This is a genomic window from Parafrankia sp. Ea1.12 (assembly GCF_900465275.1).
GTDB classification, from domain to species: domain Bacteria; phylum Actinomycetota; class Actinomycetes; order Frankiales; family Frankiaceae; genus Parafrankia; species Parafrankia soli.
Genome location: NZ_UBIZ01000399.1, coordinates 17,946 through 39,002 on the forward strand (window position 1 = coordinate 17,946; position 21,057 = coordinate 39,002).

At 72.9% G+C, this 21,057-nt stretch carries 17 protein-coding genes, 1 tRNA gene and 1 other RNA gene; 14 read left to right on the plus strand and 5 right to left on the minus strand.

What is annotated here, in order from left to right:
- Positions 1-24 precede the first annotated feature (24 nt).
- Positions 25-440, minus strand: an RNA gene (rnpB, locus tag FMEAI12_RS23060) — RNase P RNA component class A.
- A gap of 120 nt (positions 441-560) precedes the next feature.
- On the opposite strand from rnpB, the gene FMEAI12_RS23065 reads away from it, so the two are divergent.
- On the plus strand, positions 561-1,064 hold the full coding sequence (locus FMEAI12_RS23065; RefSeq protein WP_071063760.1) for a lipopolysaccharide assembly protein LapA domain-containing protein: 504 nt from the start codon (positions 561-563) through the stop codon (positions 1,062-1,064).
- Between the two features lie 453 nt (positions 1,065-1,517).
- Here FMEAI12_RS23065 and FMEAI12_RS23070 read toward each other — a convergent pair whose 3' ends face one another.
- Both FMEAI12_RS23070 and FMEAI12_RS23075 read right to left on the minus strand, forming a co-directional pair.
- Positions 1,518-2,165 (minus strand): MBL fold metallo-hydrolase, encoded by a 648-nt coding sequence (locus FMEAI12_RS23070; RefSeq protein ID WP_112107809.1) that lies wholly within the window; start codon positions 2,163-2,165, stop codon positions 1,518-1,520.
- A 126-nt stretch (positions 2,166-2,291) separates the two neighbouring features.
- A complete protein-coding gene (locus FMEAI12_RS23075) occupies positions 2,292-3,392 on the minus strand; it encodes an S-(hydroxymethyl)mycothiol dehydrogenase (protein WP_112107810.1) in 1,101 nt (366 codons plus the stop codon).
- 549 nt (positions 3,393-3,941) lie between these two features.
- Between FMEAI12_RS23075 and FMEAI12_RS23080 the strand changes: the two genes are divergently transcribed.
- The 9 genes from FMEAI12_RS23080 to der all read left to right on the plus strand — a co-directional run bounded on the left by FMEAI12_RS23080 (position 3,942) and on the right by der (position 13,070).
- Positions 3,942-4,931 carry a ParA family protein gene (locus FMEAI12_RS23080; RefSeq protein ID WP_112107811.1) on the plus strand — a complete coding sequence of 330 codons (990 nt, stop codon included), beginning with the start codon at positions 3,942-3,944 and terminating at the stop codon, positions 4,929-4,931.
- 113 nt (positions 4,932-5,044) lie between these two features.
- Positions 5,045-5,734 carry a M50 family metallopeptidase gene (locus tag FMEAI12_RS23085; RefSeq protein ID WP_112107812.1) on the plus strand — a complete coding sequence of 230 codons (690 nt, stop codon included), beginning with the start codon at positions 5,045-5,047 and terminating at the stop codon, positions 5,732-5,734.
- Between the two features lie 184 nt (positions 5,735-5,918).
- Entirely contained in the window at positions 5,919-6,905 is a 987-nt protein-coding gene (locus FMEAI12_RS23090; protein WP_235014347.1) for a ScpA family protein, read from the plus strand.
- Complete coding sequence (gene scpB, locus FMEAI12_RS23095) at positions 6,902-7,636, plus strand: SMC-Scp complex subunit ScpB (RefSeq protein WP_112107814.1); 735 nt, start codon at positions 6,902-6,904, stop codon at positions 7,634-7,636. Before FMEAI12_RS23090 ends, scpB begins: the two co-directional genes overlap by 4 nt.
- On the plus strand, positions 7,633-8,412 hold the full coding sequence (locus FMEAI12_RS23100; protein ID WP_071063746.1) for a pseudouridine synthase: 780 nt from the start codon (positions 7,633-7,635) through the stop codon (positions 8,410-8,412). Before scpB ends, FMEAI12_RS23100 begins: the two co-directional genes overlap by 4 nt.
- The gene (locus FMEAI12_RS23105; RefSeq protein ID WP_112107815.1) at positions 8,409-9,599 is read left to right on the plus strand and encodes a prephenate dehydrogenase; all 1,191 of its coding nucleotides are present in this window, start codon (positions 8,409-8,411) and stop codon (positions 9,597-9,599) included. The genes FMEAI12_RS23100 and FMEAI12_RS23105 overlap by 4 nt, the downstream gene beginning before the upstream one ends.
- Before the next feature lie 213 nt (positions 9,600-9,812).
- Positions 9,813-10,643, plus strand: a complete 831-nt coding sequence (cmk, locus tag FMEAI12_RS23110; RefSeq protein WP_071063742.1) for a (d)CMP kinase — start codon at positions 9,813-9,815, stop codon at positions 10,641-10,643.
- Complete coding sequence (locus tag FMEAI12_RS23115; RefSeq protein WP_112107816.1) at positions 10,640-11,569, plus strand: 1-acyl-sn-glycerol-3-phosphate acyltransferase; 930 nt, start codon at positions 10,640-10,642, stop codon at positions 11,567-11,569. The genes cmk and FMEAI12_RS23115 overlap by 4 nt, the downstream gene beginning before the upstream one ends.
- 112 nt (positions 11,570-11,681) lie before the next feature.
- Positions 11,682-13,070: a ribosome biogenesis GTPase Der gene (gene der / locus FMEAI12_RS23120; RefSeq protein ID WP_071063738.1), complete on the plus strand. Its 1,389-nt coding sequence runs from the start codon at positions 11,682-11,684 to the stop codon at positions 13,068-13,070.
- 750 nt (positions 13,071-13,820) lie between these two features.
- Here der and FMEAI12_RS23125 read toward each other — a convergent pair.
- Positions 13,821-13,894, minus strand: a tRNA-Pro gene (locus FMEAI12_RS23125).
- Positions 13,895-14,038: 144 nt separating this feature from the next.
- Positions 14,039-14,533, minus strand: a complete 495-nt coding sequence (locus FMEAI12_RS23130) for a hypothetical protein (RefSeq protein ID WP_235014344.1) — start codon at positions 14,531-14,533, stop codon at positions 14,039-14,041.
- Positions 14,534-14,884: 351 nt separating this feature from the next.
- On the opposite strand from FMEAI12_RS23130, the gene FMEAI12_RS23135 reads away from it, so the two are divergent.
- The 4 genes from FMEAI12_RS23135 (at position 14,885) to FMEAI12_RS23150 (ending at position 21,057) form a co-directional block, all read left to right on the plus strand.
- The gene (locus FMEAI12_RS23135) at positions 14,885-16,246 is read left to right on the plus strand and encodes a class F sortase (RefSeq protein WP_235014345.1); all 1,362 of its coding nucleotides are present in this window, start codon (positions 14,885-14,887) and stop codon (positions 16,244-16,246) included.
- 395 nt (positions 16,247-16,641) lie between these two features.
- Positions 16,642-17,685 carry a C40 family peptidase gene (locus FMEAI12_RS23140; RefSeq protein WP_112107818.1) on the plus strand — a complete coding sequence of 348 codons (1,044 nt, stop codon included), beginning with the start codon at positions 16,642-16,644 and terminating at the stop codon, positions 17,683-17,685.
- 226 nt (positions 17,686-17,911) lie between these two features.
- Positions 17,912-18,514 carry a CDP-alcohol phosphatidyltransferase family protein gene (locus tag FMEAI12_RS23145; RefSeq protein ID WP_112107819.1) on the plus strand — a complete coding sequence of 201 codons (603 nt, stop codon included), beginning with the start codon at positions 17,912-17,914 and terminating at the stop codon, positions 18,512-18,514.
- A gap of 26 nt (positions 18,515-18,540) precedes the next feature.
- Positions 18,541-21,057 (plus strand): mannose-1-phosphate guanyltransferase, encoded by a 2,517-nt coding sequence (locus FMEAI12_RS23150; protein ID WP_071063728.1) that lies wholly within the window; start codon positions 18,541-18,543, stop codon positions 21,055-21,057.

The window sequence follows — 21,057 nt, forward strand, 5'->3', positions numbered from 1 at the left end:
ACCAGGTCGCAAGCTGTGATGGGGCGGACGAGTCGGCCTGTACGCCGGGTTCTGTTCCGGGTCGCCTCGCGGCTTGCCGGTGACGGTCATCTATCTAGGACCGCCGTTGCCGACGGCCTCCAGCGGCCTACCCGCAGGCTCGGGCGAGCAGCCCTCAGACGCCTGCGCAGCCCGCGACCGTGACCGGCCGGGGCCTCTTGGCCTTGCTCCGGGTGGGGTTTACCTAGCCGCCCGGGTCACCCCGGGCGCTGGTGCGCTCTTACCGCACCGTTTCACCCTTACCGGCGCCATGGCGGCACCGGCGGTCTGTTCTCTGTGGCACTGTCCCGCGGGTCACCCCGGGTGGGCGTTACCCACCACCCCGCCCTGTGGAGCCCGGACGTTCCTCGGCGGCACCCGGGCTCGCGCCCCGGTACCGACGCGACCGTCCGGCCAACTCGTCCGCGCTGCTCAGCATATGGCACTGGCCGTCCTAGACTTCGGGCACGGGGTGAGGCGGCGGGGGGGAGCGACTCCCGACCGCGCGGGCCCGACAGGTACCGATGGGTAGGGGGCGGGCGATGACGGCACCACAGCAGCCAGGTGGCGGGGGTGAGCAGCCGCGTCCGGTGGCCTCCGGGCCGGCCGCGGGCGTTCCGGTCGGAGGCCCGCCGACCTCCGTCCCGGGCTCGTACCCGCCGGCCGGCGCGGTCCCGCCGGCGCCGCCTGCGTCCGGTGCCGTTCCGCCGGCGGTGCCCGGAGCGGTTCCCGGCGCGCCAGGCACCGGTACCGGGCCCACCGGTCGCGGGGCCGGCCGGGCCGCCCGCCGGGGCGTCGCCTACTCGACCTACGCGATCACCGTGCTGGTGCTGCTGATCGCCATCGCGGTCATCGTGTTCGTGGTGAAGAACGACCAGCGGGTGAGCATCTGGCTGTTCGGGTCGACCCAGGTGATGTCGGTGGCCGCCGCGCTGGCCGCCTCCGCCGCCGCGGGGCTGTTGGTCGGGCTTCTGATCGGCGTGATCCCACAGATCAGGCTGCGCCGGCAGCTGCGCCAGCTCCGCCGGGAGGACCGAGCCGCCTGAGCCGCCCGAGCCGCCCGAGCCGGCTGACCCTTCCGCTCCGCCACCCGGCCCGCCTCACCCGACAGATCGAGCTCGACCGGGTGAACCGGGCCGGGTGCACGGATCAGCCGATCCGCTGGTTCTGCCGGTGTGTTCTGCCGGCCGGTCGCGCCGGTCATCATGATCTGTCCGGGTTTCGTGGACTTCGCCTTCGCCTCGACCGGTGGTTCGTTACCGCCGATGCCCAGGCGAATACGAAGGCGATCAGCCCGGCGAATGCGGCGCACGAACGCTGATCTGATCCCGGCTCTGATCGGCTCTGATCCCGCCTCGGATCTCGGCGGGAAATCCCGCGGGAACGGCCGGTCCCGCACACCGCGTACCGCACGACAGGCGCGCCGCCTTCACGTTCAAACGCGGGTTGTTTCGAACGCGCCGCCGACGGCTTCACGGTGATCGCCGCACCGGAATAGCTCAGTGGCCGCGGAGCACCCAGTCGTCGTAGTCCACGGCTTCCTCGCCGATGGTCGTGTCGTCGCCGTGGCCGGTGTGCACGACCGTCCCGGAGGGCAGGGTGAGCAGTTTCGCCCGGATGGAGCTCAGGATGGTCGGGAAGTCGGAGAACGACCGGCCGGTCGCCCCCGGGCCGCCGCGGAACAGGGTGTCCCCGCTGAACAGCACGGGGTCGCCGTTGATCTCCCCGAACAGGCTGACGCCGCCCGGGGAGTGGCCGGGGGTGTGCAGCACGCGCAGGGAACCGCCCGGGATCGGGATCACCTGGCCGTCGCGCAGCGCCTCGTCCGGCCCGCGCTCGGGGTAGACCTGCCGCCACAGCACCGCGTCGGCCGGGTGCAGCGCGATCGGGGCGCGCACCCGGTCGGCCAGCTCGGCAGCCGCGTTGATGTGGTCGTTGTGGCCGTGCGTCGCGATGATCAGGGACACCCGCCGGCCGTCCACCGCGGCCTCGATGACGGACGGGTCGTGGGCCGCGTCGACGACGACCACCGACTGCTCGTCACCGACGAGCCACACGTTGTTGTCGACGGTGAACGACTGGCCGTCGAGGGTGAAGTCACCGCGGGTGATCACCCGATCGATCCGCTGACCGCCGCTGACCGCCACAGGAAACTCCTCTCCGCGCCGGTTCGTGCACCGGCCGACCCGGGACGACCGTACCCGTCCGGCCTGCCCCTGAGGCACTTCGTCGGCCCGCTGTACCCGTCCGGATTCACCGGAACGGGAGGGCGCTCAGATCAGGACGACGCTGCGCAGCACGTCACCTCGCCGCATCCGCTCGAAGGCCCGCTCGACGTCCCCGATGCCGACCGTCTCGGTGACGAACGCGGCCAGGTCGAGCCGGCCACCGCGATGCAGGTCGATGATGATCGGGAAATCCCTGGTCGGGAGGCAGTCGCCGTACCAGGACGACGCCAGCGAGCCGCCGCGGCTGAACACCTCGATGAGCGGCAGCTCGACGGTCATCGACGGGTCGGGCACGCCGACGAGCACCAGCCGTCCGGCCAGGTCGCGGGAGAAGAAGGCCTGTCGGTAGGTCTCGGGGCGGCCGACCGCCTCGATCACGACGTCCGCCCCGTTGCCGTCGGTCAGCGCCCGCACGGCCTCCACCGGGTCCTCGTTCCGGGAGTTCACGACGTGGGTCGCGCCGAACCCGCGGGCCCACTCGAGCTTGCGGTCGTCCACGTCGACGGCGATGATCCGGCGCGCGCCGGCGACCGACGCGCCGGCGATGGCCGCGTCGCCGACCCCGCCGCAGCCGAAGACGGCGACCGTCTCGCCGCGGGTTATCCGTCCGGTGTTCACCGCGGCGCCGAAGCCGGCCATGACCCCACAGCCGATCAGGCCCGCCGCCTGCGGCGGAACGGCCGGGTCGACCTTGACGCACTGCCCGGCGGCCACGAGTGTCAGCGGCGTGAAGGCGCCGATGCCCAGCGCGGGGGAGAGCGGGGTGCCGTCCTGCAGCGTCATCGGGTTGACGGCGTTGCGGGAGTCGAAGCAGTACCAGGGCGCCCCGCGCAGGCACGACCGGCACGTCCCGCACGGCGCCCGCCAGGCCAGCACCACGTAGTCACCCGGGGCGACCGAGGTGACCCCCTCGCCGACGGACTCGACCGTCCCGGCCGCCTCGTGGCCGAGTAGGAACGGGTAGTCGTCGTTGATCGCGCCCTCGCGGTAGTGCAGGTCGGTGTGGCACACCCCGCACGCCTGCACCCGGACCCGGGCCTCCCCGGGGCCCGGCGGCGGCACGATGATCCGTGTCAGCGCCACCGGCGCGCCCTTCTCGACCGCGACGACCGCCTCCACCGTCACTGCCTGCGGGCCATCCGTCATGGCACTCCCTTTCACCATCGCCGTGTCATCACCGACTCACCTGGACGTCAGCCAACACCCGACCGTCATCTCACCGCAATGTCGTCGCGCAACCGGAGCCGGCGGGCGGGGGAGCGGCTCTGCGCCCGCGGCGTCCGGTCCGGCGGCGGCGACGTAGGCGGCGGGTACGCGGTGACGTAGGCGACGGTGTGCGGCAACGTGCGCTTCGGGTACATGGAGCGCAAGATGAAGTACCGCAGATATCGCCGCGAAACGCGCCGGGTGGGCACCGAAGTTCGAGTCACACATGAGGCGAGGAACGCGACACGCCGACTGGCGGCCCCCGAGACCGCCGATACCGGGTCCGGGTCGGTACGCTCCAACCGGTCCGTTTCTGCTCGTCACAGGAGGAGACCTCCGCCGGGAAGCAGTAACAGCCGACGCTGTAACAGCTGATGCGGTATCAGCTGATGCGGACGCACCCGAAGCTGAGACAGCCGAAGCAGGGGCACCCGAACCAGAAGTATTCACGCAGGGACTGCCCGAGCAGTCGTGAGGAGCAGGTACACCGTGGTCCGTTCCGACTCCGCCGCGGTCTCCGGTCCGCCGGGCCGCCGCTACTACGGTGAGGTGACGGTCGGCGAGCCCCGCCTGTCCGAGGACGGCCGGCTTGAGGTCGGGGGCGAGGAACCCGACGAGGGTGTCGGCAAGCCCGGTCCGACCGGGCGTCCGATGCCGGTGTTCCCCGTCCCGCCGGCACTGAGCTCACACGGCCCCGCCTGGGTCGTCGCCATGTGCAACCAGAAGGGCGGCGTGGGCAAGACCACGAGCACGATCAACCTGGGGGCCGCGCTCGCCGAGTACGGCCGGCGGGTGCTGCTCGTCGACTTCGACCCCCAGGGTGCGCTCTCGGTGGGCCTGGGCATCAACCCGATGCAGTTCGAGGTCACCGTGCACGATCTGCTGCTCGGCGGCGACGCCGACATCCAGGACACCATCGTCGAGACCCAGGTCGAGGGCCTCGACCTGTTGCCGAGCAACATCGACCTGTCGGCCGCCGAGGTGCTGCTGGTCACCGAGGTCGGCCGCGAGCACAGCCTGGCCCGCACCCTCGCCCCGGTGATGGACGTCTACGACGTCATCCTCATCGACTGCCAGCCGTCGCTGGGCCTGCTCACGGTCAACGCCCTGACGGCCGCCGACGCCGTCATGGTTCCGCTGGAGTGCGAGTACTTCGCGCTGCGCGGGGTGGCGCTGCTCCTGCAGACCATCGACAAGGTGCGCGAGCGGCTGAACTCCCGCCTGGAGCTCGCGGGCATCCTGGCGACCATGTACGACGCTCGTACGCTGCACGCTCGCGAGGTGCTCGCCCGGGTCGTCGAGCGGTTTCCCGAAGAGGTCTTCCACACGGTGATCAACCGGACGGTACGGTTCCCGGAGACCACCGTGGCCGGGGAGCCGATCACGACCTACGCGCCGACATCTGTCGGTGCGGCCGGATACCGTCGGCTGGCCCGGGAGCTGATGGCGCGCTACGCGACGCCGCCCGCGGTCGGGTGACCCGGGCCGGCCCGCCCGGCTGACCTGTCGGCCAGCCGGTGGGCCGGTAGGCAGCGGGACCCGGTCGGCGGGTCCTGGAGGTAGGACGACGGATCGGGGACGGACGACAAGCCGTGCTGTTTCACCTCGCCGAGCCCGCGGCGCTGCTCGGGATCGTGCTCGCCTTCGTCATCGGCATCGTCGTCCACGACGGTGCGCAGATCCTCGCGGCCCGGCTGGCCCGTGACCCGATCCCGAGGCGCTCCGGGCGGCTGACCGCCGGGGTGGGCACCCAGCGGATCAGCCCGTTCAGCTGGGTCGGCGTGCTCATCGGCGGTGCCGGGTGGGCGGAGCCGATCCGGATGAACGACGTCTGGCGCAAGCGCCGTTTCCACGTGGCCGCCGCCCTGCTCGCGGGCCCGCTCTCCTACGCGCTGCTCGCGCTCGCGTCGCTCGCCGGCGCACGCGCGCTCACGCAGCGCGCAGTGATCGACACCGGGGACCGCGCGGCCGAGATCGTCGGCGGCACCTTCTCGGTGGAGCTGCTGCTGTGGATGGCGATCACCTTCGGGTCGTTGTGCATCCTCAGCCTCGTCCCGGTGCCGCCGACGGACGGCGGGCGCATCCTGTTCCTGCTCGGCCCGCAGTCCGAGGGCTGGCGCAAGGCGAACCACCGGCTCGCCGAGGGCAACGTCGGGGTGGTGATCCTCCTCGCGGTGATCATCCTGCCGGTGCTGTTCCCCGGGTTCCCGTCGGTGATCGGTCAGCTGATCTGGCCGCTCACCCGCGGCCTGGGCTCCCTGATCGGGATCGATCTGCCGTAGGCGGGCCCAGGTGGGTGCGGCCGGTGTGCACGTCGGGACGATACGTCACAGGGCGTAACGTGGCCGTATGAGCTCGTCCGGGACAGACACGGCCACCGGTGTGGGCGTGCTCGGCCCGGCAGCGGACGAACCGGTGCCCAACGGGCCCACTGCTCCCACAGGGTCCACCGGACCCGCCAGGCCGATGAAGGCCGCCGGGGCCGCCGCGCCGACCGCGCGTGGCGGGCGCACCGAGCCGTTCGTCGTCGAGCTGGAGAACTTCTCCGGCCCCTTCGACCTGCTGCTCTCGCTGATCGCCAAGCATCGGCTGGACGTCACCGAGGTGGCGCTGTCGCAGGTGACCGACGAGTTCGTCGCGCACATCAGGCGGCTGGGCAAGCACTTCGACCTCGGCCAGGCCACCGAGTTCCTGGTGATCGCGGCGACGCTGCTCGACCTGAAGGCCGCCCGCCTGCTGCCCGGCGCGATCTCCGACGACGAGGCCGAGGACCTCGCCCTGCTGGAGGCCCGTGACCTGCTGTTCGCCCGGCTGCTCCAGTACCGGGCCTACAAGGAGGCCGCCGCGATCTTCACCGCGATGATGGCGCTGGAGTCGAGGTTCGTCCCGCGGGCGGTGCCGCTGGAGCCGCGCTACGCCGCCGCGCTGCCCGAGGTGCAGATCAGCATCGGGCCGTCCGAGCTCGCCGCGCTCGCCGCCCGGCTGCGTGAGCCGCCGCTGCCCCCGCAGGTGGCCACCGACCACGTCCACCTGCCCCGGGTCAGCGTCCGCGAGCACATGATCGCGGTGATCGGGATGCTGCGGGAGCTGGGTGCCGCGTCGTTCACCGCGCTGTGTGCGGGCCTGGCCGAGACGATAGAGGTCGTCGCACGCTTCCTGGCCCTGTTGGAGCTGTTCCGGGAGGGCCGGATCGTCTTCGAGCAGGAGCGCCCGCTCGGTGAGCTCATCGTCCGCTGGGTCGCGCGCCCCGAGGACGACGACCGTCCTGTCGGTGCCTCGCTCTACTCTGGCGAGGATGAGCCGGACGAGCCCTTCGCCCCTGTGGTGAGCACCGCCCCCGCCGGGGACACCGCCGCCGGTGCCGGTGCCGGAGCGGGGGAGGGCACCGGAGCTGAGGACGATCCGCTCGACGGCCGCCGCCGGCCGAGGCGACCGAGGAGACCGACCGCGTGACCCCTGATTCCACCAACGGGCCAGTCGGCGCCGACGGCTTCGCCGGCACCGACGGGCCCACCGGCACGGGCGCGCCCGCTGGCACGAACGGGGCGGTTCCCGCGCCCCGGTCGCCGGCTCCGCCCCGGTCGCCGGCTCCGCCCCGGTCGCCGGGCCCGCGGGTGCCGCCGGCTCCGCCCGCGGGCGAGCGGCCATCCGACATCGCGCTCGTCGAGGCGGTGCTGACCGTCGCGGAGAACCCGGTCGGCGTGGCCGAGTTCGCCACCGCACTCGACATCCCCGCCCGGCGGGTCGAGGCGCTGCTCGCCGAGCTCGCCGCACAGTACGAGCGGGACGGGCGCGGCTTCCGGCTGCGCCACGTGGGTCGGGGCTGGCGGCTGTACACGGCCGACGAGTGCGCCCCGTGGGTCGAGCGCTTCGTGCTGGCCGGCCAGTCCGCCCGCCTCTCCCAGGCCGCGCTGGAGACGCTGGCGATCGTCGCCTACCAGCAGCCGGTCAGCCGCGGCCGGATCTCCGCGGTGCGCGGGGTCTCGGCCGACGGCGTCATCCGTACCCTCACCGCCCGCAACCTCGTCGAGGAATGCGGCCACGACCACGAGTCGGGAGCCATCCTGTACCGCACCACCGACTACTTCCTGGAACGCATGGGCCTGCGTGACCTGGACGAACTGCCCCCGCTCGCACCCCTGCTGCCGGGTGTGGACGATGTCGATGACATCGTGGCGTCATGAACGGCACCGAATCCGAGTCCCCCGGCACCCGCCGCCGGGACCCGGCGTCCGAGGGCATCCGTCTGCAGAAGGTGCTGGCCTCCGCCGGCATCGGTTCTCGCCGGCACAACGAGGAACTGATCGACTCCGGTCGCGTCCGGGTCGACGGCGAGGTGGTCCGCGAGCAGGGCCGTCGGGTCGACCCGGAGACGGCGGTGATCGAGGTCGACGGCGAGCGCGTCGTCACCCGCACCGGGCTGGTGCACCTGGCGCTGAACAAGCCGCGCGGTGTGCTGTCGGCGATGTCCGACGACCGCGGCCGGCCGACCATCGCCGACTTTCTCACCGAGTTCGGCTCCGTCGGCCTGTTCCACGTCGGCCGGCTGGACGGCGACAGCGAGGGCCTGCTGCTCGTCACCAACGACGGCGATCTCGCCCACCGGCTCACCCACCCGTCCTTCGGCGTGCCGAAGACCTACCTGGTCGAGATCAGCGGCCCGGTCCGTCGCGACGTCCCGCGCCGGCTGCGCTCGGGGGTGACCCTCGAGGACGGCCCCGTCTCGGTCGACGCCGCCCGGATCGTCGACGTCGCCGCGTCCCGGGTCATGATGGAGCTCACCCTGCACGAGGGCCGCAAGCACGTGGTCCGCCGCATGATGGAGGCCGTGGGGCACCCGGTGCACCGCCTCGTCCGGGTCTCGTTCGGCCCGGTGACGCTCGGCACGCTGCGGGCCGGCCGCGCCCGCCATCTCACCCGGCACGAGGTGGGGGCGCTCTACAAGGCGACCGGGCTGTGAGTCCCGGCGAGCCCCCCACGGCGGCCGGGCGGTTCTCGCCGCCCTACGTCCGCCCGGGGGTCGAGGCGGCCGCGGGGGGCTCGCCCGCGTGGGATCCGGCGCACCTGCCCGAGCTGCGCCGGGTGGCCGTCGTCGGGTCCGGGCTGATCGGCACGAGCATCGGGCTGGCACTGTCCGGGCGCGGCGTGGAGGTGTTCCTGCGCGACTCCGACGGCGCCCAGGTGAAGCTCGCCGAGGCGATGGGCGCCGGCCGGCCCTGGCAGGGCGAGCGGGTCGACCACGCGGTGATCGCCACGCCGCTGCCCACCGTCGCCGCCGAGCTGCGTGACCTGCAGCGCGGCGGCCTGGCGACGACGGTCAGCGACGCCGGCAGCGTGAAGACCCGCCCGCTGGTCGAGGCCGTCCAGCTCGGCTGTGATCTCGGGGCCTGGTGCCCGGCCCATCCGATCGCCGGGCGGGAGCGGCACGGGGCGGTGTCCGCCCGCGCGGACCTGTTCGCCGAGCGGGTGTGGGCGGTCTGCCCGGTGGCCCACACCGGCGCGGACGCGATCGCGGCGACCGCCGCCCTCGCCCTTGCCTGCGGCGCGACACCGGTGCGCACCACCCCCGAGCGCCACGACGCCGCGATGGCCGTCCTCTCGCACGTTCCGCAACTGGTGGCGAGCGTGCTCGCCGGGAGCCTGCTCGGCCTCGACTCGCACGACCTGCCGTTCGCCGGCCAGGGCTTCCGGGACACGACCCGCCTCGCCGACAGCGACCCCGTCCTGTGGGCGTCGATCATCGAGGGCAACCGCGGGCCCATCGCCGAGCGCGTGCGCCGGCTGGGGCGGGAGTTCACCCACCTCGCGGACGTGCTCGCCGAGGGGACCCGTGACGAGGTGGTCGAGGCGGTCACGGCGGCGATCCACGGCGGGCGGCACGGCCGGTCGCTGCTGCCCCGCAAGGCCGGCGCCCGGGCACTTCCGTGGGGCTGGGTCGGTGTGGTGCTCGACGACCGTCCCGGCCAGCTCGCGGCGCTGTTCGCCGTGATCGGCGGGTGGGACGTCAACATCGAGGACGTCGGGCCGTTCGAGCACAGCCTGGACGCCCCCGCCGGCATCGTCGAGATCGCGGTCGATCCGGACGGCGCGGACGGACTCGTCGAACGGCTGACGCGGGCCGGATGGACGGCATATCGGCGCTCGTGACGGACCAGCGAGTAGCCTGAGCCGGGTTGGCCGTCCGGCAGGTGTTCTAGGGACCACCAGCCTGGGACTTCCGGCCCGGAGACAGTCGGGGTGGGCGCGCCGCGCCGCCCCGGCCGCGACCGGGCCGTCGGCCCGGGTCCGAGACGCCGCCGGCCTGGCGTGGACGAAGGAACATGCGGGTCGCACAGACACGCGTCCGGACGGAGGAGACGGGTGAGCCCCGACGACGGGTCCGCTTCGCCGGGGGCTTCGGCCACCGGCAGCCACGACGATGCTTTCAGGACGGGGGGCCCCGGGACGACGGTGGCGCCCTCGGTACCGGGCCCGGTGACCGCCGGGGCCGCCCCCGCCGCCCCCACCGGTCTCGTGGTCGCGGTGGACGGCCCGGGCGGCTCCGGGAAGAGCACCGTCTCCCGGGAGATCGCGCGCCGGCTCGGCCTGCGCTACCTGGACACCGGGGCGATGTACCGGGCGGTCACCCAGGTCGCCCTGGAGCGCCGCATCGACATCGAGGACCCGGCCGCGGTGGCCGAGGTCGTCGAGCGCACCGTCCTCACGGTCGGCACGGATCCCGACCGCCCGTCGATCTCCGTCGACGGGGTGAACGTCGACGAGCAGATCCGTACCCGGGCGGTGACGAACGCCGTGAGCGCGGTCGCCGCCGTGCCCGCCGTGCGGGCCCGGATGGTCGCGCAGCAGCGCGAGATCATCGCCGAGGCCCTCGTCGCCGGCGGCATCGTGGTCGAGGGCCGCGACATCGGCTCGGTCGTCGCGCCGGACGCCCCGGTCAAGGTCTTCCTCACCGCGTCCACCGAGGTGCGCGCGCTGCGGCGGTCCCGGCAGCTGGGAGAGAAGGGCGTCGACGACGTGGCCCGCACCCTGGCCGAGCTCGACCGCCGTGACGCCCTCGACAGCTCGCGCACGGTCGACCCGCTGTCCATTCCCGCGGGCGCGATCGTCCTCGACTCCAGCGCGCTGTCGGTCCCCGAGGTGGTGGACGAGGTCCTGCGCCAGGGCGAGCACGTGCTCGCCACGACCTCATGACCGCCGCCGACGGCCGGCTCGACACGCCGGACGGGCCGGTGGCCGAGCCGGTAGCCGGGGCCGGCGCTCCGGTCGAGCCCGCTCCGGTCGAGCCCGCCGCGGTCGAGTCGGCTCCGGCGGCTCCGGCCGCGGGCGGAGTCGAGCCGGCGCCGAAGGCCGTCGTGCCAGCTCCGAGCGGCGTCGAGTCGGCGACGAGTGGGGCCCGGGCCGAGCGGGTCCGTCCGGCGACCTCGGTCGGGGCGCCGGCGCACCGCGGTGCCGCGTCGAAGCCGTTCAACGACATCACCCACCGCGTGCTCAAGCCGCCGGTCCGCCAGGTCCTCAACCACCTGGTGATGAACGTGGTCCACGAGGGCTGGGAGAACGTCCCGCACGGCGAGCCTCTGATCTTCGCGGGGAACCACAGCAGCTGGATGGACGGGCCGCTCGTCGTCATCGAGGCGCCGCGCACCGTGCGGTGCCTGGTGAAGTCCGAGATGTACAAGGGCATCCTGGGCAGGCTGCTGCTGTTCGTCGGCCAGATCCCGATCAACCGCGGCCGCCCGGACCGCGACGCCCTGCACACCGCGCTCGACGAGCTCTCCCGCGGCGGCGCCATCGGCGTGTTCCCCGAGGGCACCCGGGGCAGCGGTGAGATGGCCGCCGTCCAGCACGGCATCGCCTACCTGGCCGTGCACGGGCGTTGCCGTGTCCTTCCCGTGGCCTGCATCAACACCGGTGCCGCGCTGCCCCGGGGCGCCAAGTGGCCGCGTCGGTCGGTGAAGGTCCGGGTGGTGTTCGGCAAGCCGTTCGAGGTGGAGGTGCCGGCGAACCCGCGTTCGCGGCGGGCTCTGGCCGCCGTGGCGGAGGACATCCGGGTCCGGCTGGCGGATCATCTGGCGACGGTGCGTGCCGGCGAGAGCCGGGATTCGTCGGCGGCGGAGTAAGTTCTACCGGATCGCTGTTTGTTCCGAGTGCGCCGGACGGGTCCGCCGTCCGCGGAAGGACAGCTCGCAGTCAGTTCACCGAGATGTCCAGCCCAAGCGGAGTGCAGCCGTCATGAACACCGAAGATCTCGCCGCGTCCGTCGACGACGGCCCTGTGGGCGCTGCCCTCCCGCTGGCGGGAGGGCAGCCCGTCCTCGCCGTCGTCGGCCGGCCGAACGTGGGCAAGTCGACGCTGGTCAACCGCATCCTGGGCCGCCGCGCGGCCGTCGTCGAGGACGTCCCCGGCGTCACCCGTGACCGGGTCGCCTACGACGCGGTGTGGAACGGCCGCCGGTTCACCCTCGTCGACACCGGCGGCTGGGAGCCCGACGCCCGCGGCCTCGCCGCCCGGGTCTCCGACCAGGCCCGCGCCGCGCTCGACACCGCCGACGGCGTGCTGTTCGTGATCGACGCCACCGTCGGCGCGACCGACGCCGACGAGGCCGTCGCCCGGGTGCTGCACCGGTCGGGCCGGCCGGTGATCCTCGCCGCGAACAAGGTCGACGACGCCCGCACGGAGGCCGACGCCGCCGCGCTGTGGAGCCTCGGGCTGGGCGAGCCGTACCCGGTGTCCGCGCTGCACGGCCGGGGCAGCGGCGACCTGCTGGACGCCGTCCTCGCGGTGCTGCCCGAGGCACCCCGCGAGCGGTTCACCGAGGAGGACGGCCCCCGGCGCGTGGCGCTGATCGGGCGGCCGAACGTCGGCAAGTCCAGCCTGCTCAACAAACTGGCCGGCAGCGAGCGCTCGCTGGTGCACGACGTCGCGGGTACGACCCGCGACCCGGTGGACGAGCTCGTCACCGTCGGCGGCGAGACCTGGATGTTCATCGACACCGCCGGCCTGCGGCGGCGGGTGAAGGAGGCCTCCGGCGCCGAGTACTACTCGTCGCTGCGCACCGCCTCCGCGCTGGAGGCCGCCGAGGTCGCGATCGTCCTGCTCGCCGCGGACGAGCCGGTCACCGAGCAGGACCAGCGGATCATCAGCATGGTCACCGACGCCGGCCGGGCCCTCGTCCTCGCCTTCAACAAGTGGGACACGCTCGACACCGAGCGCCGTCTCGACCTGGAGCAGGAGATCGTCCGCGAGCTGGGCCGGGTGGCCTGGGCGCCGCGGGTGAACATCTCGGCCCGCACCGGCCGCGCCACCGACCGGCTCGCCCCGGCGCTGCGGACGTCCCTCGACTCGTGGGGAACGCGCATCCCGACCGGCCGCCTCAACGCCTGGATCGGCGAGGTCGTGGCGGCCACGCCGCCGCCGTCGCGTGGCGGGAAGCTGCCGCGGGTGCTGTTCGCGACCCAGGCCGGGGTGCGCCCGCCGCGCTTCGTCGTGTTCACCACCGGATTCCTCGAGCCGGCCTACCGGCGTTTCCTGGAGCGCAAACTGCGCGAGGACTTCGGCTTCGCCGGCACGCCCATCGAGATCTCGATCCGGGTCCGCGAGCGTCCCGACCGCCACCGCTAGCCCCGGGGCTGAGCCGTGCTGTCGTACCCGCGCTCCTTCTCGGTGGTGACGGAGCGGTGTGCCGGTACAGCAGAGCGCGGCCGCTCGGCCTGGTGCCGTTGTAGCTCGGCATGGCGGAACTGGTAGGCGGTGCCAGCCTGCCGCGGTTTGAGGAAGTCCCTTCGCGAGGTCAGCCATGAAGCCGGCCATGAGCCCGGCCGCCGCACCGGCTCCGAGCCCGGCTTGGGTGGGTGACCAGCGCAGTCTTTGAGCAGGCCGATCCGGTCCCTTCACGAATCCGCCCGGGATCCCGAACGTGAGACCGATCTGGCGGGGATCCTGCGGGGTGAGCACCGGATCCCGATGAGCTTCGGACGCAGTGCTGTTCATCGTCTTCCTGCCTGAGCTGGCGTCCCTGGCCATCGAGACACGGCTGCGGAATGAGCTCGCTCCCGACAGAGAGCATCACCCCGGACATGCGTCCAGTCATGCAGGAGGAGGTGTCGGGCGCCTGATCGCAAACAACGGGAGTCGGGTGGACATACCTCGCGCTGACGACAGCGTGACGTTCCTGCATCCGGTGCCGTCGGTTCGTCGTGGCCCGGAAGCGGGGAGCTGCCGGGCGGCGCGGCACCTGACGGATCAGGTCCCGAGGTCCCAACGGGGACGAGGCGGAGCCCTTCAACCGGGATCGGCCAGGTGGTCCCGACAGCACGAAAAAGCCCGCTGACCAGGCTTCTGCCTGTCCAGCGGGCGGTAAACCGTTTTGTGTCGGGACGACAGGATTTGAACCTGCGACCCCCAGACCCCCAGTCTGGTGCGCTACCAAGCTGCGCCACGTCCCGTGCTGACGAACGCTACCCTACCGGAGATCCGGCGCTGTGGTGGGGGTCGATCTCACACACCGGCTCAGGTCCGTCCCGGGGGATCGGCCGGCGCGACATGACCACACCGGCCGATCCGTCCTAGGCTCCTGGGGGGCGGTCGGTTCAGATCGACCCGTGGCCGCGGCGGCGCATGCCCGCGCCGATCAGGATGGCACCGAGACCGGCCCCGGCGATCGGCAGCAGCGGCGAGTTGCCACTGTCCGCGGTGCCGCCACCGCCCGCGCCGACGCCGCCGACCGGGGCCCCTCCGGCGCCCGCACCGACACCGACACCGGCACCGGCGACGACGCCGACCGGGCAGTCCCTGTCCTTGTCCTTGTCGTCGAACCAGTCGTCGTCCTTGTCCCTGTCGTCCTTGTCCCTGTCGTCCTTGACGGCGTCCTTGTCGTCGACGAAGGCACGGGCCTCCTTGTCGCCTTCGCGGTCCTTGTCGTCCCTGTCCTTGTCGCCGAAGATGTCCCACTCCTCGGACTTCTTGTCGTCGCACCGACCCTTGTCGTCAAAGATGTCGGCGTGCGCGGCCGTCAGTCCGGGTCCGAAGCTGAGGATGACGGTTGCCGCGCTCGACATGGCGAGAAGCGCGGCGCTCCGTCCCATTCCCTTCCTCATCTGGTCCCCTCTCTCACGCATGGTTATTGCTTGGTCACTGCGAGTGACACCATAGCGAGGAGTGGTCGGGATGGGACGCAGCGAGACGGCGTGGTGCGACGGGTCCGAACGGGCCGCGGGTGCGACCGGCGCGGGACCGGCATCCATTGCGGGACATGGGTTGAGCTGCGGCGCGCGACCGCCTCACACCTCCTTGCCGGATGTGGTCCTGGCGTGGGTCGTTCGCGTCACGCGACTCGACGCGCAACTACGCTCGGCTACCGCCGAGGCTCGATACCATCACCTTGCGTAGTTCTTGGTGGGTCGGTGTCGATGGACGGTCGCTGGACGGAGACAGTCGTGAAGCGTGGAGCGACGGAGCGGTCGCCGGTGCGTATGACGTTCTCCCGCCTGTTGCTCGTCGCGGGCGTGGTACTGGTCGTCGGGAGCGGGTTCCGGCTGACCGAGTCCGATCCCGCCCCGCCCTCGGACACCGAGAGGGTCGACGTCGCCGGCCTCGGCACCGCGATCGACCAGGCCGGCGCCCTGGACGGGACGGGTGCGCCCACCGGCCCGGCGGCCGCCGCGCCGGTGCCGGTGCTCCCGCCGGTCGTGGTCACCGACCCGACGCGGGTGCGGATCCCGGCGATCGGAGTGGACGCGGCGATCGTCCGGCTCGGGCTGAACGCCGACGGCTCGCTGGCCGTGCCGAAGAAGTGGCAGGAGGTCGGCTGGTACGACCGGGGCCCGGCGCCCGGCGCGCTCGGCCCGTCGGTGCTGGTCGGCCACTACGACTCGACCTCCGGGCCGGCCGTCTTCTACCGCCTGCGGGCGTTGCGCGCCGGGGACCAGATCGAGGTCACCTCGCCGACCGGGCTGCGCACGACATTCACGGTCGACCGCACGGAGGACACGACCAAGAAGGCGTTCCCGACCGATCGCGTCTACGGCGCGGTGGGCCGGCCGGAGCTGAGGCTGATCACCTGCGGCGGGGCGTTCGACGAGGACACGAACCACTACCTGAGCAATCTGATCGTCTACGCGCACGCGAACAGCCCGTCCGTGCCGGGCGCCCAGCCGCCCGGCGCCGGCTGTGCCCACTCCAGTCGCGCCGGCCCCGTCCCCGTCCCCGGCCGTGTCCGCGCCGGCCGTGTCCACTCCAGTCGCGCCGGCCGTGTCCGCGCCGGCTGTGCCCGCTCCAGTCGCGCCGGCGCCCGCCATCCCTGTGCCGGTCGGGGTGGCACCCGCAGCCCCGGTGTCTGTCGCGCCCGTGCCTGTCACGCCCGCTACGGCCATGCCCGCGCCCGCCGCGCCCGTGCCAGGCGCGGGCGCGGGCGCGGCGCCGAACGCCCCCGCTCCGCCGGCCCCAACCGGCTGAGCCGGCCGGCGACCTTTCGCCGGATGTTTCGCGGTGGCCCCAATGTGCTTTGCGGGCGCTCCGCGGCGGTCGCGCGCCCCCCACGAAGGTCGAGCCCGCCCCGCCCATTCTGTTTCACGCGTATTGCCCGGTGTGGCCGCGCAGACCCGCCGTCGCTGGCGCCCGGACCCAAAAGGCCACGTCCGGGGCGGTCTGGCGGCCCGTGCGGGGGCGTTCCGGCGCGCGTCGCCCTGATGATCCGCCCGGCTGGCGCCGGAAGCCCGAATGCCCATATCAGGCAGGCATCAGCGGCCTCTCCCCGGGTGCCGTCACGGCCCGCCCGCCCCACGCCCGCCGGGTGTTGATCCGACGGAAAGTAAGCGGCTATTTCCATGTCGTGATCGAACCCTCGCGTTCCGGGAAGGTGGGCGATTGTTGTGAGGGGGGTGATTGTCGGGCAAGTGCCGAAGTCCACTATCTTCAGCATCGGCACCTGCGTGCACAGCTATTTGAGAGTGCCGAGCACCGTCCGATGTATGTAAAGCGTCGAGCCGAAGCGCCGTGTCCTGCCCCCGGCCCGACGACCCCTCCGAGACAGGCGGGGCAGGACGAGGGACCTCGGCGGTCCCGGTGACCGGGCGATCCGTCCGGCCGCCGGACGGCCGATCCGGTCCCGCCGGCCGTGCTGGCCGGCGGGTCGGTGTGCGATGCCGAGCGCGGCAGAGCGCCTCACAGGCGCCGGTAGAGAGAAGGACACGCGTTGCCCCGTCGTGGAATTGCCTGGCTGCCCGAGGACTGGGAGCAGTTCGTCAAGGGGCGACAGCGCCCCTCGAACGCCCGATCGGGTACGGGCGCCCGGCGGCGCACCTCCCAGCCGCCTCGTCGGGCGGCGACGATCGCCGCGTTCACCACGGGCACGCTCGCGGCCTCGACGGCGGCCTTCGCCGCCACGGTGCCGGCCACCCCGGACGGCACCGCGTCCATCGACCCGGGCGCGACCCAGACGGCCTCCGTTCTGCCGGGCCAGGGCGGGACGGCCGCGCCGGACGCCGCGGCCGCCGCCGCGCCGCTGGCGGGGGCGATCGCGTCCTCCGAGCCGATGTTCACCAAGGTCTCGCTGACGGCGGACAACACCACGGTCGCGCCGAACGCCCCGGTGGTGCTGACCGTCCGGGCCAATGAGGCTGGCGGCGCTCCGCTGGCCAACCAGCGGGTCCGCATCGTCGTGGTGAACGGGCCGAAGTGGCAGACCTCGACGGCGCTGACGACCGACACCAACGGTCAGGCCCAGATCACCGCGCGGCTGCTGACCACCACGACGATCACCGCCGTCTTCGACGGCACGAGCGCGCTGCGGCCCTCGCTGGCCGGCGCGGCCACGATCACGATCAAGGCGCCGACGGCGCCCCGCCCGGCCGTCAGCCAGGCCATCCCGTCGGTGATCCCGGGCAGCTCGATCGGGGAGAAGGCCGTCTACCTGGCCTCGCTGCAGAAGGGCAAGCCGTACGTGTGGGGGGCGGAGGGCCCCTACTCGTTCGACTGCTCCGGCCTGGTCCAGTACGTCTTCAAGCAGCTCGGACGTTCCCTGCCGCGCACCGCGCAGGGCCAGTACAACGTGTCTACCCACGTGCCGCAGTCCGGTAAGCGCCCCGGCGACCTGATCTTCTACGGGACCGAGGGCAACATCTACCACGTGGGCATCTACGCCGGGAACGGCTACATGTGGGCCGCGCCGCAGACCGGCGGTGTGGTGTCGCTCCGCCCGATCTACAGCTCCACCTACAAGGTCGGCCGGATCATGTGACGCGCGGGGCGGCACTCGGCCCGGTTCGGGCCGAGTGCCGCCCCGCGCTCCCGCACCTGGCCGCGCGCCGTCCCGCACCACGCCGGGCCCGGACGGCGGCTACCACTCGGCGACCCGGCCGGCGCCTATCCGCTAGCGTCAGAGCCGACGACCCGCGTCCAGCGGTCGGCGCGCGAGCCGTCGGCGCCCGTCTTCGTGCGGCCGGGTCGGGGAGGAGGGACGCGGCGTGACGGCGGAGACGCAGGCCTCCGACCGGATCTGGACCATCCCGAACCTGCTGTCCGGTCTGCGCCTGCTGGGCGTGCCGCTCTTCCTCTGGCTCGCGCTGGGCCCGGAGGCGGACGGTGCCGCGCTGGGTGTGCTCGCCTTCGCCGGCATCAGCGACTACCTGGACGGCAAGCTCGCCCGGGTGCTGAACCAGACCAGCCGCCTCGGGGTGACTCTCGACCCGCTGGCCGACCGGCTCTACATCTTCGCGACCATCGCCGCGCTCACCCTGCGCGACATCGTCCCGCTGTGGTTCGCGTTGGCGCTCGTCGCCCGGGACGTCGCGCTGCTGGGCCTGGTGCCCGTGCTGCGCCGGCTCGGGGTGGGCGCCGCGCTGCCCGTCCACTACCTCGGCAAGGCGGCCACCTTCAACCTGCTGTACGCCTTCCCGCTCCTGCTGCTGTCCGCCGGCGACTCGTGGCTGGCGACGGCGGCCCGCCCGCTCGGGTGGGCGTTCGCCATCTGGGGTATCGCTCTTTACTGGTGGTCCGGCCTCCTCTACGCAGAACAGGCCCGCCGGCTGGCCGGGGAACGCGCCCGCCTGGCCGCGGCGCGAAAATAGGGAGGTAACCCTTGAGAGCCGTCGTGATGGCGGGCGGCGAGGGCACCCGGCTGCGGCCGCTGACCGCGAACCTGCCGAAGCCCCTGCTGCCGGTCGTCAACCGCCCGATCATGGAGCACGTCCTGCGGCTGCTCAAGCGGCACGGTTTCGACGAGACCGTGGTGACGGTCCAGTTCCTCGCGGCGATGATCCGCAACTACTTCGGCTCCGGCGACGAGCTGGGCATGCACCTGTCCTACGCGACGGAGACCACGCCGCTGGGCACCGCGGGCAGCGTGAAGAACGCCGAGGACGCGCTGCGCCACGAGGAGTTCCTGGTCATCAGCGGTGACGCCCTGACCGACATCGACCTGACCGACCTCGTCGCCTACCACCGGGCGCAGGGCGCGCTGGTCACCGTCGCGCTCAAGTCGGTGCCCGACCCGCTCGAGTTCGGCATCGTGATCACCGGCGAGGACGGGCGGATCTCCCGGTTCCTGGAGAAGCCGACCTGGGGCCAGGTGTTCTCCGACACTGTCAACACCGGCATCTACGTGATGGAGCCGGAGGTCCTCGACCACGTCCCGGCCGGCGAGGCGGTCGACTGGTCCGGGGATGTCTTCCCCCGGCTGGTCGCCGCCGGGGCGCCGGTGTTCGGCTATGTCGCCGGCGGCTACTGGGAGGACGTCGGCACCATCGCCAGCTTCCAGCGCGCCCAGGCGGACGTGCTGAACCGGCAGGTGGACGTCTCGATCGGCGGGTTCGAGGTCTCCCCGGGGGTGTGGATCGGCGAGGACGCCGACGTCCATCCCGACGCCATCCTCAAGGGACCGCTGGTCGTCGGCGACTACAGCAAGGTCGAGGCCGGCGCCGAGCTGCGCGAGTTCACCGTGCTCGGCAGCAACGTGGTGGTGAAGCGGGGGGCCTTCCTGCACCGGGTGGTCGTCCAGGACAACGCGCTCATCGGCCCGCGGACGAACCTGCGCGGCTGCGTGATCGGCAAGAGCACGGACGTGCTGCGGGCCGCGCGCATAGAGGAGGGCGCGGTCATCGGCGACGAGTGCGTCATCCAGGAGGAGGCGTTCGTCTCCCATGACGTCAAGGTCTACCCGTTCAAGACCATCGAGGCCGGGGCGGTCGTCAACACCAGCGTCATCTGGGAGTCGCGCGGGCAGCGGTCGCTGTTCGGCCCGCGTGGGGTCTCCGGACTGGTCAACGCGGAGATCACACCGGAGCTGGTGGTCCGCCTGGCCAGCGCGTACGCGACGACGCTGAAGAAGGGCTCCACCGTCACCACCGCGCGGGACGGCTCGCGCGCGGCCCGGGCCCTCAAACGGGCCGTGATCAGCGCCCTCACCGCCGGCGCGATCAACGTCCGTGACCTGGAGGTGGCCCCGCTGCCGGTCGCGCGCTTCGACGTCCGCACCTCGGACGCGGCCGGCGGAATCATGCTGCGCTCCAAGCCGGGCGACGCCGAGCGCATCGACATCGTCTTCCTCGACGCCGACGGCGACGATCTCTCCCCGGCCGCGCAGCGCAAGCTCGACCGCGTGTTCACCCGGCAGGAGTTCCGCCGAGCGTTCCCCGGCGAGATCGGCGACCTGCGCTTCCCGGCGCGCACGGCCGACGTCTACACCCAGGACCTGCTCGACCGGGTGGACACCAGCGGGCTCGCCGAGGCGGATCTCAAGGTGGTCGTCGACCCGTCCGGGGGAGCGGCGTCGCTGCTGCTGCCCACCCTGCTCGGCCGGCTCGGCGTCGACGTGCTGACCGTCAACGGCCGGCTGGACGAGACCTACCCCGAGCCCGGCGCCGAGCAGGAGCGCAGGGCCCTGGACCGGCTGGGCGCGCTCGTGGCGAGCTCGCGCGCCGCGTTCGGGGTCCGCTTCGACCACATCGGCGAGCGGATCACCATCGTCGACGAGCGCGGCGACCTCATCAGCGACGAGCGGGCCCTGCTGGTCATGCTCGACCTCGTCGCGGCGGAGAACCGCGGCGCCCAGGCGGCGGTGCCCGTCACCACCACCCGGGTCGCCGACCAGGTGGGGCGCTTCCACGGCCTGACCGTGCGGCGGATGTCGATGTCCGGCTCCGAGCTCTCCCGGGTCGTGCAGGCCGAGCCGATCGTCTTCGCCGCCGACGGGCGGGGCGGGTTCGTCGTGCCGGAGTTCGCCCCCGTGATCGACGGCCTGGCGGCGTTCGTCCGGCTGGTCGCGCTGGTCGCCCGGACCAGGCTGACGCTCAGCGCGATAGACGCGCGGATCCCTCCGGTCGCGATGGTGCGGGCGTCGGTGCCCACACCGTGGGCGGAGAAGGGCACCGTCATGCGCCGCGTCGTCGAGTCGGTGGACGTCGACTCGGGCGACCAGGTCGACACCACCGACGGGGTGCGCGTCGTCGGCCCGGACGGATCCTGGGTGCTGGTGCTGCCCGACCCGTCCGAGGCGGTGACCCACCTGTGGGCCGAGGCGGCGGATCTGGGTGGCGCGCAGAAGCTGGTGCGCCGGTGGAGCGCCGTCGTGGAGACGGTGCCGCCGGAGCAGGCTCCCGTCAACCGTCCATGA